Below are 12,789 nucleotides of genomic sequence, written 5' to 3'. Positions count from 1 at the left end.
CACCTACACCCACAGCAAGTTGTGACTCAAGTGTGAATAAAATGTGACTAAAGGGTAACGAATGATGACAGCACCGGCTATCAAACATCAGAGACATGAATACTAATATGCTCTATGAGCAATTAGGCAACGATATTGAGATAGTATTACCGACATTACGACCAATATTGTGACTAGACGAACACTGCGCCTACTCTTTTGTTCTGTTATAATTTACCCCACAATCATAGCCGACATCAGCACGATAGTTTATGTATTTTAAAAAACAAATACATCAATCTATGTTATTGAAATTAATTGCATTACCCCTTATCCTTACCACGCTTTTGCTAGCTTACCCGTCTATCAATCTACCTTTTGCTGACTCATCGACCGCTTGGGCTCTGACTTTTTATGAATAAACCGCTAACTCCCAATACCGAACAGGTCAACCGCAGTTTTACCAACCGTATTATTATACTTGGTATTATCATGTTGATTGGTTTGAGTGGTCTTGTATTCCGTTATGGCTATCTACAAGTCTATGCCCACGACCAATATACAACACAGGCGGATAACAACCGTATCAAGCTGATCTCTGCGCCGCCCAGTCGTGGCTATATTTATGATCGCAATGGCGTGATACTGGCGGACAATCAACCGGTCTTCACGGCGATGCTCAGTCCTGATGGAGTCACCGATCCCGAACGTACTCTAAACCTATTGGCACCGATTTTTGAGCTAACAGAATCAGATATTACCGATATTTTGGCGCGCCTAAGCAAAAGCAAAAGTGACCCAGTCACGATTAAGATCGACTTGACGGATGCACAGTTAGCGCAGTTCAGTGAGCGAAAGCCGTTTTTTCGAGGCGTTACGATTCAGAGCAAACTGACCCGTTCATACCCTTATGATGAGCTATTTGCTCACGTCATTGGTTATGTAGGCCGCATCAACGATAAAGAGACTAAACGCATTGACAAAGACCTCTACGCTGGTACCGATCTTATAGGAAAAATCGGAATCGAAGATTACTACGAAGACATTTTACTGGGACAACCCGGCTATCAGTCGGTAGAAACTGATGCGTACGGCAATATCATACGTCAATTAGATACCAAGCCGCCGGTAGCTGGTAATGACATTACCTTGACATTAGATTATGGTTTGCAAAAAGTTGCCCAACAGCAGCTAGACGGGCGTCGAGGCGCTATTGTCGCTATCGACCCTAACAACGGTGATATATTGGCTTTTGTTAGTAATCCAAGCTACGACCCAAACCCCTTTATCTCTGGTATTTCATTTAGAGACTATGGCGACCTACGTGATGATATTGACCAACCCCTTTACAACCGTGCCCTGCAAGGTATGTATCCCCCTGCTTCCACGATTAAACCTTTTGAAGGTTTGGGCGCGCTTCACTACGGTCTGCGTGAATGGGAAACCTCCATCTATGATCCTGGTTATTTTAGTTTGCCGGGGGATAGCCACCGTTTTCGTGATTGGAAACGTGGTGGACATGGTTCAGTCGATTTGAAAAAATCTGTGGTGATGTCGGTAGATACTTACTATTATAAATTGGCTTACGAGATGGGGATTCAACGCCTTCACGACTGGATGATACGTTTTGGTTTTGGTGAACGAACTGGTATCGACCTACCCAATGAAAAAACAGGCATCATGCCATCACCGAAATGGAAAAAAGACACCTATGATAAAGAGTGGCTACCAGGTGAAACCATTTCCGTGAGCATTGGTCAGGGGTATTTTTTGGCCACACCATTGCAGGTTGCCAATGCCACAGCAATGACAGCCAGCAAAGGGCAACACTTAACCCCGCATTTGTTAAAAAGCAGTAACGGTGCCGCCGATGTAGACATCATCAGCAAACCTGACGGCAAAATCGAATACAACGGTAATCCATCGGACTGGTTACGCATGCACGACACCATGGAAAGTGTGATAAAAAATGGTACGGGACGTGGCATATATACACCACGCTACCGAATAGCCGGTAAAACAGGTACAGCTCAGGTCAAATCCATTGCACAGGGCAAAAGCTATGATAAATCTGCAATAGACCAACGCCACTGGGATCACGCATGGTTTAGTGGCTTTGCGCCAGTAGAAAATCCGCAAATATCCCTTGCTGTATTGGTCGAAAATGGTGGTGGCGGAAGTACTGTCGCTGCTCCTATCGGCCGTGCTTTGTTTGACTACTGGGTGTTGCAACGTGAAAACGACCCCATATTGCCACCAACGGCCGATGAGCTAAAAGCCATCAAACGTCAAAAAGCGTTTGAAAAAGCCAAGCGTGACGCGATACGCGACAAAGAAGAGCAAGCATTGGCAGAACAGGCAGAAGCTGAAGAATCAGATGCAACAGTTGCTGAATGAAATATGTTCATCAACATTCGCTAAACAGTAAATAGCAAACGGTAAACAAGAGAAGTCATGAAAAAATCATCAAACCGCCACACTACCAAAAGAAACGCCCAAGCAAAAACCTCAGCGGCTGGTGATGTGCGTATCGTTGGCGGACAATTTAAACGCCGTATCGTTCGTTTCGTTGATGCAGAAGGTTTACGCCCAACACCTGATCGTATGCGTGAAACACTGTTTAATTGGTTGCTTGCTGATATCCATGGCGCTTATGTACTCGATAGCTGTGCTGGTAGTGGTGTATTAGGATTTGAAGCTTTGTCACGCGGTGCTGCACACGCCACCTTTATCGAAAAAAACCCCAAACAAACCAAGCTTCTGCAACAAAGCGCCGAGCAACTCCATCTTGACGCCACTACTTATCAGATTGCTCAAGGAAACGCAGAACACATCCTTGCTGACAATCAGACCGTGCAGCGCTATTTCGATATTGTATTCATCGACCCACCCTATGCACAAGAACTGTGGCAACCCATTTTAACTGCTCTGATTACCCATTCTTTGATTAATACTGACACGTTAATTTATTTAGAAGCTGATAAAGACCTAACGCTTCAGCTAAAGCAATTGTCCGATAGTCTCAATCAAAATACCGATACAAAACCAGATAGTACTCAGACAGCCATCACTTTTGAATGCTTAAAACAAACCAAAGTTGGGCAAGTTGTCGCTGGACTTTATCAGCTGTCAGCGTCATAATTGCACAGTAACTTTTCAACATCCCTAAAAATCGTTTAAAACCGCTTAAAAACTGGCCAAACGCTGCAGTTTGTTGTATAAAGGCGAAAATAAACCCCCAATGCAGCTTGCAAGCGTAGGCTCTACTGCTTATAATGTGCAGTCTGTTTTTTGAGAGCCCCGTTCCCAGCTAAACTCTCAATGAATTCTAATTTTAAGGTTTTATCATGAAAACACTTAGTGCAAAACCAGCTGAAGTGACCCATGACTGGTATGTCGTAGATGCTGACGGCAAAACCCTTGGTCGCTTAGCCACTCAAATCGCTTCTCGCTTACGTGGCAAGCATAAAACTTCTTATACGCCGCACGTAGATACTGGTGATTTTATTGTCGTTATCAATGCTGACAAAGTCACAGTAACTGGCAAAAAAGCGCAAGATAAAAAGTACTATCGTCACAGTGGTTACCCAGGTGGCATTAAAGAAACCAACTTCACAAAGCTGATTGCACATAAGCCTGAAGATGTTCTACACAAAGCAGTTAAGGGTATGCTTCCAAAGGGCCCTCTTGGCTATGCGATGATCAACAAGCTAAAGTTGTATGCTGGTAATGAGCATCCACATACCGCACAGCAACCTAAAGAACTAGACATCTAAGGATATACTTATGGAACGCAATTACGGAACTGGTCGCCGCAAGACGTCTACCGCTCGTGTCTTTTTATCAAAAGGTACTGGTAGCATCGTTGTTAACGGCAAGCCTCTTGACGAATACTTCAGCCGCGAAACCTCACGCATGGTTGTTCGCCAGCCGCTAGAGCTGCTTGAAGCAACTGATAGCTACGACCTATACATTACTGTCGCTGGTGGTGGTGTTAACGGTCAAGCTGGTGCTATCCGTCACGGCATCACTCGCGCTTTGATCGAGTCTGACGAAACCTTGAAGCCTGCACTAAAATCAGCTGGCTTCGTGACTCGTGATTCACGTCAAGTTGAACGTAAGAAATTGGGCCTACGTAAAGCACGTAAGCGTCCACAATTCTCAAAACGTTAATCAAAGCTATCTCTTATCTTGGTGCTACTATCCGCTTTTTCTCGGAGCGTTGGTATTACCATTAAATAAAAGAGTAGATTTGCAAAACCTTATAAGCTGCAATCAGCTTATAAGGTTTTTTTATGGCTGTTTTTTGAGTGGCGATAAAATATATATGCATGCGGTAATAATGAAATCATTGGTAGCCAGACGTGATTAGAGACTGCACACAGCACACTATGGTTTTTTGCTAGCTGATTGGGTTGTGGCATGGCTTTCATTCAAAATCTCACGGTCTATTAATTAGGGCTAAACGTATCACTTAAACACTGTCTTTTGACTCATTTTACTGTACAGATTGCCTTTTCAAAACCAACTTGCAAATAGAACGACACAGCCCCATCATGATAGTTACTTTTTGTCATGAGCTTAGACGATATAGTGCGTGCTACAACAGTCATGACCCGACGTAAAAGAAGTGCTACAAAAGGACATTATGAAAGCGCCCGAACAATACGACCCCAGTAAACCATCCAATACGGATATGCCGGTATCTCAGGCAGCTGAGCCAAATAAAGCAGCTAAGTCGCCTGCCATTCCTGATGGTATGCCGACGATCAGTGAAACTCACAAACGCACAGCAGATGCAGTGAAAAAACCCTTTCAGTGGCAGTTTCTATTGCCAAGATACTGGGGGATTTGGTTGGTGTTTCTTATCTTTTTGCCGATGATGTATTTACCATTACGCTGGCAGTTTTGGCTGGGTCGTAAACTTGGCATATTGGTCTATAAAGTAGCTGGCTCACGACGACGTGATACGCTTATCAATCTTGGACTCGCCTTTCCAGAAAAGTCGGAAGCTGAACGTGAATTGATGGCGAAGCAAGTATTCGTCAACCAAGGTATCGGCGTCTTTGAAACCTTGTGTGCTTGGTTTCGACCTAATGTCTTTACTCGTACAGTCTCTATCTCAGGATTACAACATCTGGTCAATGCTCAAAACGAAAACCGCCCTGTTATTCTCTTGGGCGCCCACTACACCATGCTAGATTTGGGTGGGTTATTTTGCACCCAGTTTTTTGCGCTAGATTGTATGTATCGCACGCAAAACAATCCACTACTAGACTGGTTTATTTACAACGGTCGCACCAATATCTTTGGTAAACAAATATCTAGCCGTGACATGCGTAGCCTGGTCATCTCTATCAAAGCTGAACATGTCATTTGGTATTCGCCTGATCAGGATTACGGACTCAAACAAGGCGTCATGGCGCCATTTTTTGGTGTGCCTGCCGCTACTATCACTGCATCACGACGCATGGCCAAACTGGGTAGCAAACAAAATCCGCCAGCACTCATGGCGCTGCATACTTACCGACAAACACCAGACAACCTACCTCGAGGAAAGCGTCCACACTATCATCTAACAATCACACCAGAGCTTGAAAATTATCCTAGTAATGATGAAGTCGCTGATGCCACTCGTGTCAACGAGCTATTAGAAGGGCTGATTCGTATTGATCCGACTCAATGGATGTGGTTCCATCGTCGTTTTAAGCATGGTCCGAATGGTCGTACCGACATCTACAAGTAGCGATGCCTACACAAGCAAAGTATGCAAAAAGGCATTAGAGAAAAAAGCATGACAGAAATTTGCTATACTTTACGCCGTTACTTTGAGCCTTTGTATTAAAGGATTGATATTGAATTAACCACACTCGAAACACTCAATAATTACACCAACAATTAAACCAACAATTAAACCAATAATGGATTTTTCATGAGCAATCAAACTGACGCCGCTAAAAAAGAAACCAACCGTATCCTAACTGGTATTAAACCGACAGGTATCCCACATCTAGGTAATTATGTCGGTGCTATTCGTCCAGCAATTGAGTCTATCCAAAATAGCGATGATGAAGCATTTTTCTTTTTGGCGGATTACCACGGCATCATCGGCTGCTATGACCCAGCTATCATTCACGAATCGACCAAAATCATTGCTGCCACTTGGATTGCCTGTGGTCTAGATCCCGAACGTGTGACTTTCTATCGTCAGTCAGATGTCCCTGAAATTCCTGAACTGGCTTGGATTTTAAACTGCTCATGCGCCAAAGGGCTGATGAACCGTGCCCACGCCTACAAAGCAGCGGTTGATATCAATACAGAAAAAACCGATGTCGATGCCGACCAAGGTGTCACCATGGGCTTATTTGGTTATCCTGTGCTCATGGCGGCTGATATTTTGATGTTTAATGCTACTCACGTTCCTGTTGGGCGTGATCAAGTACAGCATATTGAGATGGCACGTGATATCGCAGGTACTTTTAACCATCGTTACAAAACCCTCTTTACCCTGCCCACAGCGGTCGTTGATGATGATATTCCCCTATTGACAGGACTTGATGGTCGCAAAATGAGCAAGAGCTATGGCAACACGATTCCGCTATTTGGTGAACCGAATCCACAGGTAAGCCCTGAGAAACAGATGCATAAAGCCATCATGAAAATCGTAACCAACTCACAGTTACCAGAAGAAGCGAAAGATCCTGATGATTCGGCTATCTTCGAAATTTACAAAGCGTTTGCTACGCCAGAAGAAATTGCTGATATGCGCGCCCAATATGCAGCGGGTATCGGCTGGGGTGATGCCAAAAAAGCATTATTTGCCAAAATCAACGATGAGATTGCTCCTTTCCGAGCACGCTACCAAGAACTAATGGCAAATCCAAAAGAATTGGAAGAGATTTTACAGATGGGTGCAGCAAAAGCTCGTCGCCATAGCCGTAAGCAATTAGATAAATCCCGTCGTGCTATTGGTATCCGCCCGCTTGCGAAGCTGAAATAAACACTTGAATAGCCATAAATACAACGGACGCTGAACTTGCACACTGACCCACAAGACAACAGAGCGGCTTTGCCTAAAGCCGCCTTTCAAGCAGACCAACACCAAGCGTCCGACGCTTTAAATAGCACTATGTCTATGAATAATGAAAGTGAACGTGAGAATGAAAATAGTGCTTCCACTATTGATGACATGTCTCTGCGAATTTATCAGACGCCAGTGCAACACCTGCCTGAAGATCTTTATGTGCCACCGCAAGCCTTTGCTATTTGGCTAGAGCAGTTTGCTGGTCCATTGGACTTTCTGTTATATCTGGTCAAAAAAAACAACGTTGATTTGACGCAGATGTCAATTCTGCCCATTACTGAACAGTATTTGGCCTACATTGCTGAGTTGGATACTGATCATTTTGAGTTAGCAGGAGATTATCTGCTAATGGCTTCAACGTTAATTGCAATCAAAACTGAGCTGCTACTCCCTACGCCAGAAACACCCACCGATGAGCGCGACCCGAAAGCTGAGCTCATTGAGCGTTTAGAAGAGTACGCGCAAATCAAAGCAGCAAGCGAACGTCTAGACAACTTAGTACGGCTGGAGCGCGATGTGTTTTTAGCGATGGTAAGCATGCCCAGTCAAGACGTGATGAATGCTGAACTGCCCAATTATTCACCGACATTGTTGATTGACAGCTTATTTAAAATGCAGTTGCAACCTGACTATCAGATGCATACCGTCAAAGTCGATGCAGTTCCTCTTTCCGACCGCATTGCCAGCATCAGCCGACAACTCAGCACGGATGGTACGCGCTCATTTTATGAGCTGCTAGACAGATCACAAGGAAAAGTCGGTGTAGTGGTAAGCTTTGTCGCCGTCCTAGAGCTGATAAAAAGACAGCTGGTGGGCGTCGTACAGCCTGAGTTAACGGACACTGATATAGCAGGCGACGAACAAACGAACAGCGCTTCGGATGCGAGCGACAGCACGCAACACAATCACATTGAAAAATTGACCTTACAGTGGTTGGCATAACGCTATCACAAGAGAGTGAATTAAATGACAGATTCAATGATAAATACAACATCAAGTACCATTATAAATACTACAACGACAGATACTAACCATCAGTATCTTGAAGACATGAGCAAACATATCGAAGTACTATTACACGCATCGGAAGCACCGCTTACTGCCCATATGTTAAAAAAACAGCTATCGCTGTCAGGTAAAGAGCTGACCCATGCCTTAACACTATTAGGCAAGCGCTTAGACACAGGTGTGCTATGTTTGCACGAGACAGCCAGTGGTTATCGTCTACAGATTGCCGACAACTATAGTGCATTGATACAGCGTGTCTTTCCTCAGCGCCAAGAACGCCTGAGCCAGGCACTACTTGAAACGCTTAGCATCATTGCTTATAAGCAGCCAGTAACTCGCAGTGACATAGAACATGTGCGCGGTGTGACGCTTTCTAGCAGTATATTGCGTCAGCTATTTGATAAAGGTTGGATTAAGGAGGACGGCTATAAAGAAACCTTAGGTCGCCCCGCCTTGCTCCATACAACACCAGAATTTATGGATGCTTTTGGATTGACGAGTTTAGACGATCTGCCACCATTGCCAAATATGACATCTATTAATGCAATATCTTAACGCCCTCAACCGTGCTTCAATATATAAAAAAGACAGACCTTACGAGGTCGGTCTTTTTTCGAAAGATAGATCGGTTTCTTTTAGTTTTCTCAGTGTCACACTCAGTCTTCTCAGTGTCACATTCGACATAGAATCGATATATTGTGCATCGACTGCCTATTGATTGATGACATCCACACCTTCTGGTGGGGTAAATTTAAACTTACTGGCATTGATGCTTGGATTCATCGTGATGTTGCTAAATTTGATAGAAGTGGTCTGTCCTAAGCTATCGTTTAATACCATCATCACCGGTTTACCGCCACTAAAGCTCATTGATAAGCTTGTGAAATTGGCACTGTCAGCTTTGGGATACAGCACATAATAGTTTTTATTATCGTAAGGCTGAGTGATTTTGAAATTTTGATCAATCTTACTTGGATCGCCTGATAGTAATAGCGCTGGTGTATTGCCTACTTGGCTGTCTACATTTTGGTTGGTCGCTTGCTCTAGATCTTCATCATAGACCCACATAGAATTGCCATTTGCGACGATCAGCTGCTGTGATGGAGACTTGGTTTGCCAGCGGAAATTATTGGGACGCTGTACACTCATCGTACCCGAAAAAGAGCCACTGCTTGCGCCTTTGGTGGTTTGACTAAAGTTTGCCGTCATGCTTTTTGTGTCTGATAAAAGCTTATTCAAACGCTTAGCAGCCACCAAGTTATCCGCAGGTGCTGCTGTCGCTGACTGTGTAAGTGCTACCATTGGCGCCGCGACACCAAGCGATGTCATCAACACGCCTGCTAAAGCACTGCTCATCAATTTTTGTTTAACCGTGGTTTGCTTGGTTGATAAAGTCATTATTCATCCTCTCTAGAAATGCAAAAAAGTTTAGCAATCAAATGTCTTATTAAAATAGCTATCTTCTAATCACGCTGATATGACCAATATAATGGGCGCGCTAGTAAACAATGACAACAGTGTGCCAGTTTTTTTATTACGCGCCTAGTCATGATTTGCAATTATTACTACCCCTGCCATACACACATGTAACCATAATAGTTACACAATATCGAGCATAACCGCCTACCTAATGCACTACTATTGTTTACCTTTACATACGGTTATACTGACCAACAAGCACAAAAAAAGCCTCTAATACCATAAAGTAATAGAGGCTCTTTGTTCATTTAGTTGTTTCATTCAACAAGAGCAAAACAACTTAATGAGCAATTATTCGCTTTCTACTGATACATAACGGCGGCTGAACTTGCCTTTAGTCGCGAACTTCACGACACCATCATTTAGTGCAAATAAGGTATGGTCACGGCCCATGCCAACGCCTTCGCCTGCGTGGAATTCTGTACCACGTTGACGAACGATGATGTTACCAGCTGTGATAGCTTGGCCACCAAAGATTTTTACGCCGAGCATTTTTGGGTTTGAATCACGACCGTTACGAGTCGAACCGGCAGCTTTTTTATGTGCCATGAGAAAATCTCCTTGTTAATATGACTTATCGCTAATACGATAACTCTTAAGCATTTAGTGCGCAATTTTTAGCAACAAGTGCTAAATAAGTAATTAGGCATTAATGGCTTTGATTTTTAACAAGGTGTACCATTGGCGGTGACCTTGTTCTTTGTGATAGTGCTTACGACGGTTGTGCTTGATGATACGGATTTTTTCGCCGCGACCATGCTCAACAACTTCAACTTCTACGCTAGCGCCGTCAACAACAGGTTGACCGATTTTAACGTCATCGCCATCAACAACCATCAATACGTCATCAAATTTGATTGTTTCGCCTTTCTCTGCTTTTAGTAGTTCAACTTTTAAAAGCTCATCGACGACTACACGGTGCTGCTTACCACCAGTTTTGATTACTGCGTACATTATATGACTCCGTTTAACCCGTGTGCCGTGGCTGATGTTATACCAACGCTTTTACGACGAACACGACAGGGAAAAATTAAAGGCAAGATTTTACGGCTTTTTGCTCATAAAAGCAAGCCGTTACTCTTGTTTTTGTAAGGTGGTTACCTGAATACCATCGTCCGTATCTCTCTGCTTGTCAGTGACGATCAAGCTTTATAAAGGCGGCCGCTATTACTACACACTTTTTATGGCCAGTGACTGTTTACAACTTACAATCAATGATTGTGAATGCCCAGCTGCTTAGTCTAGCAGACACGCTAGCAAATACGACGAATGGCTAATGCCTAACGGTGGCCATTATAGCTTATATAATCAGTGACTTACAGTTCTTTATTTACTCTTTGGTTATTTTTAACGCCTATCCTCGGTTGGCTTTTAGCGTCTACCTTCCCAGCCCAGCACCTATCCGCATCAGCGCACTACACTTTAACCAACCATTCAAAAACACAGCTATGCTATTATAACCAAAACGACGCCTTTGCTATATAAGACCGAGGCTACCAAACTTTTTTATTTTGACTGATATGACGATTTATTATGACCAGCACCCTTTTAGACTCGAATACGCCTAACGCTCAGCCCACGCCCAGCTATGCCGATATCCAAAGTATCGTGGCCGATGATTTTGAGATCATGGACAAACAAGTATTTGGCAGCCTGAACTCCAAAGTACAACTCGTCATGAGCGTCTCACAGCATGTGATCAATGCAGGAGGCAAACGTATGCGCCCACTGATTACGCTGCTTTGTGCGCGTATGTTTGACGACAATCCATCAGAAAAAGCGATGCACCTAGCCGCCATTACTGAGATGCTACATACCGCAACCTTAGTGCATGACGATGTGATCGATGAATCAGGACAGCGCCGCGGTAAACCGACGGCAAACGCCACATGGGACAACGCCACCGCCGTACTGGTCGGTGATTATCTAATCGCCCGTGCCTTTAATTTATTGGTTGGTTTTCAAAGCTTGCCATTGTTGCAAGTCTTCTCTGATGGTACTTGTGATATTGCTGAAGGCGAAGTCTTACAGTTGCAGCATCAGCATAATCCTGAGGCCACTGAGACAGATTATCTCAACATCATCGATGGCAAAACCTCACGGCTGTTTATGATGGCGACCCAAGGCGCGGCGATTTTGCAAGGCAAGACAGAATATATGGCTGCGCTAGGCGACTTTGGACAGCACTTTGGTAATGCCTTTCAAATTATCGATGATGTCCTTGATTATAGTGGGGATAGTGAGGTAATGGGCAAAAACCTAGGCGATGATCTTGCAGAAGGCAAGCCTACTCTGCCAACTATCAAAGCACTTGAGCTTTTAAAAGACCAAAACCATGAGGGCTATGAGCAGCTAAGAATTGCGGTACAGACGGGTAAAACACCGAATGCTGAGCAGCTTATTGAGTTGGTACGCAGCTCCGGCGCATTAGATTACTGTAAACAGCGTGCACTAGAGGAGACAAGATTGGCACAGCAAGCACTGGGCACACTGCCTGACAACCGCTACCGTCAAGGTCTGTACCAGCTGACTGAGCTTGCTAGCGCACGATTGGTATAATTAAATATGAGTCGTCTATGTTATCGACTAATTAAAACAATCGGCTAATTAAGACGACTCATTTTTTAGCAATCAATGAACAGCAATCCCATAACTTAAAAGCGACACTCTTCAAAAACTTATTCTCTTCAAAACCAACATACCAGTTAAATAGTTACCTTTCTTTAAGTTTCATAAATCTTTGCAGTACTATAATCATGTAAGGATTTTTGAAGGTTGGATGATATTTGACCACGCTCATTAGAGGCTACTGACTGGTCTAAGTCGCTATATTTTAAAGGTCATAATTAGGGGTTGATAAATTCGTCAATTTATTGACAAAGCAGATTTTTGGCGGTTTTAAAACCTCAATAACACTATGGCTTTACAATTATAACAAAAAATTACAATAAATTTGCATAGCGGGTTGTATGTCTTCTTATTAGCTGCTAGTTGGTGTAGCAGTTACTATGGCGGGATTTTATTTACTCAGCGAGCACAGTGCGGTCAGTTTTTGTCAGCTTTCCTATCGTGAATCACTTGACTGTGGGGTTACCCCAATAGTTTATAATAACTCTTTAAATTTACTAACCTACTTTGTGGTCTGCCTAAACTTCTAATATCACATTTACCAAATCGCGTCTCAATCAAACTCGCTACTGGCTGCCTTACTAGCGATTTTTATTAAATCCATTGACTCA

General features: G+C 43.6%; 12 protein-coding genes. 9 read left to right on the top strand and 3 right to left on the bottom strand.

Annotation, left to right across the window (positions count from 1 at the left end; genetic code table 11):
- Positions 1–393: 393 nt before the first annotated feature.
- The 8 genes from mrdA to scpB all read left to right on the top strand — a co-directional run bounded on the left by mrdA (position 394) and on the right by scpB (position 8,626).
- Entirely contained in the window at positions 394–2,376 is a 1,983-nt protein-coding gene (mrdA, locus tag L0J61_RS00790; RefSeq protein ID WP_301464408.1) for a penicillin-binding protein 2, read from the top strand.
- 57 nt (positions 2,377–2,433) lie between these two features.
- Positions 2,434–3,120: a 16S rRNA (guanine(966)-N(2))-methyltransferase RsmD gene (rsmD, locus tag L0J61_RS00785; protein WP_301464407.1), complete on the top strand. Its 687-nt coding sequence runs from the start codon at positions 2,434–2,436 to the stop codon at positions 3,118–3,120.
- A gap of 206 nt (positions 3,121–3,326) precedes the next feature.
- Entirely contained in the window at positions 3,327–3,755 is a 429-nt protein-coding gene (gene rplM, locus L0J61_RS00780) for a 50S ribosomal protein L13 (protein WP_301464406.1), read from the top strand.
- A gap of 10 nt (positions 3,756–3,765) precedes the next feature.
- On the top strand, positions 3,766–4,152 hold the full coding sequence (gene rpsI, locus L0J61_RS00775; RefSeq protein ID WP_301464405.1) for a 30S ribosomal protein S9: 387 nt from the start codon (positions 3,766–3,768) through the stop codon (positions 4,150–4,152).
- A gap of 586 nt (positions 4,153–4,738) precedes the next feature.
- A complete protein-coding gene (locus L0J61_RS00770) occupies positions 4,739–5,725 on the top strand; it encodes a lipid A biosynthesis acyltransferase (RefSeq protein WP_301464424.1) in 987 nt (328 codons plus the stop codon).
- 186 nt (positions 5,726–5,911) lie between these two features.
- Positions 5,912–6,979: a tryptophan--tRNA ligase gene (gene trpS, locus L0J61_RS00765; protein ID WP_301464404.1), complete on the top strand. Its 1,068-nt coding sequence runs from the start codon at positions 5,912–5,914 to the stop codon at positions 6,977–6,979.
- 135 nt (positions 6,980–7,114) lie between these two features.
- Entirely contained in the window at positions 7,115–8,005 is an 891-nt protein-coding gene (locus tag L0J61_RS00760; RefSeq protein WP_301464423.1) for a ScpA family protein, read from the top strand.
- A 108-nt stretch (positions 8,006–8,113) separates the two neighbouring features.
- Entirely contained in the window at positions 8,114–8,626 is a 513-nt protein-coding gene (gene scpB / locus L0J61_RS00755) for an SMC-Scp complex subunit ScpB (RefSeq protein ID WP_301464422.1), read from the top strand.
- 156 nt (positions 8,627–8,782) lie between these two features.
- On the opposite strand, the gene lolA is transcribed toward scpB, so the two are convergent.
- From lolA to rplU, 3 genes are all read right to left on the bottom strand, one after another.
- Positions 8,783–9,469 (bottom strand): outer membrane lipoprotein chaperone LolA, encoded by a 687-nt coding sequence (lolA, locus tag L0J61_RS00750; protein WP_301464403.1) that lies wholly within the window; start codon positions 9,467–9,469, stop codon positions 8,783–8,785.
- 372 nt (positions 9,470–9,841) lie between these two features.
- Positions 9,842–10,099, bottom strand: coding sequence for a 50S ribosomal protein L27 (gene rpmA, locus L0J61_RS00745; protein ID WP_301464402.1), 258 nt, complete (start codon positions 10,097–10,099; stop codon positions 9,842–9,844).
- A gap of 93 nt (positions 10,100–10,192) precedes the next feature.
- On the bottom strand, positions 10,193–10,504 hold the full coding sequence (gene rplU / locus L0J61_RS00740; RefSeq protein WP_301464401.1) for a 50S ribosomal protein L21: 312 nt from the start codon (positions 10,502–10,504) through the stop codon (positions 10,193–10,195).
- Between the two features lie 579 nt (positions 10,505–11,083).
- On the opposite strand from rplU, the gene L0J61_RS00735 reads away from it, so the two are divergent.
- Positions 11,084–12,109, top strand: a complete 1,026-nt coding sequence (locus L0J61_RS00735; protein WP_105243884.1) for a polyprenyl synthetase family protein — start codon at positions 11,084–11,086, stop codon at positions 12,107–12,109.
- Positions 12,110–12,789 lie beyond the last annotated feature (680 nt).

Origin of the sequence: Psychrobacter sp. (assembly GCF_030457785.1) — a bacterium.
Taxonomy (GTDB): domain Bacteria; phylum Pseudomonadota; class Gammaproteobacteria; order Pseudomonadales; family Moraxellaceae; genus Psychrobacter.
This window is presented reverse-complemented; position numbering and strand designations above follow the sequence as displayed.

Coding starts and splice junctions, on each gene's coding strand:
- rpmA (WP_301464402.1), bottom strand. CDS start 10,099: ATGGCACATAAAAAAGCTGCCGGTTCGACTCGTAACGGTCGTGATTCA.
- rpsI (WP_301464405.1), top strand. CDS start 3,766: ATGGAACGCAATTACGGAACTGGTCGCCGCAAGACGTCTACCGCTCGT.
- trpS (WP_301464404.1), top strand. CDS start 5,912: ATGAGCAATCAAACTGACGCCGCTAAAAAAGAAACCAACCGTATCCTA.
- mrdA (WP_301464408.1), top strand. CDS start 394: ATGAATAAACCGCTAACTCCCAATACCGAACAGGTCAACCGCAGTTTT.
- rsmD (WP_301464407.1), top strand. CDS start 2,434: ATGAAAAAATCATCAAACCGCCACACTACCAAAAGAAACGCCCAAGCA.
- L0J61_RS00770 (WP_301464424.1), top strand. CDS start 4,739: ATGCCGACGATCAGTGAAACTCACAAACGCACAGCAGATGCAGTGAAA.
- rplU (WP_301464401.1), bottom strand. CDS start 10,504: ATGTACGCAGTAATCAAAACTGGTGGTAAGCAGCACCGTGTAGTCGTC.
- lolA (WP_301464403.1), bottom strand. CDS start 9,469: ATGACTTTATCAACCAAGCAAACCACGGTTAAACAAAAATTGATGAGC.
- scpB (WP_301464422.1), top strand. CDS start 8,114: ATGAGCAAACATATCGAAGTACTATTACACGCATCGGAAGCACCGCTT.
- L0J61_RS00760 (WP_301464423.1), top strand. CDS start 7,115: ATGAATAATGAAAGTGAACGTGAGAATGAAAATAGTGCTTCCACTATT.
- rplM (WP_301464406.1), top strand. CDS start 3,327: ATGAAAACACTTAGTGCAAAACCAGCTGAAGTGACCCATGACTGGTAT.
- L0J61_RS00735 (WP_105243884.1), top strand. CDS start 11,084: ATGACCAGCACCCTTTTAGACTCGAATACGCCTAACGCTCAGCCCACG.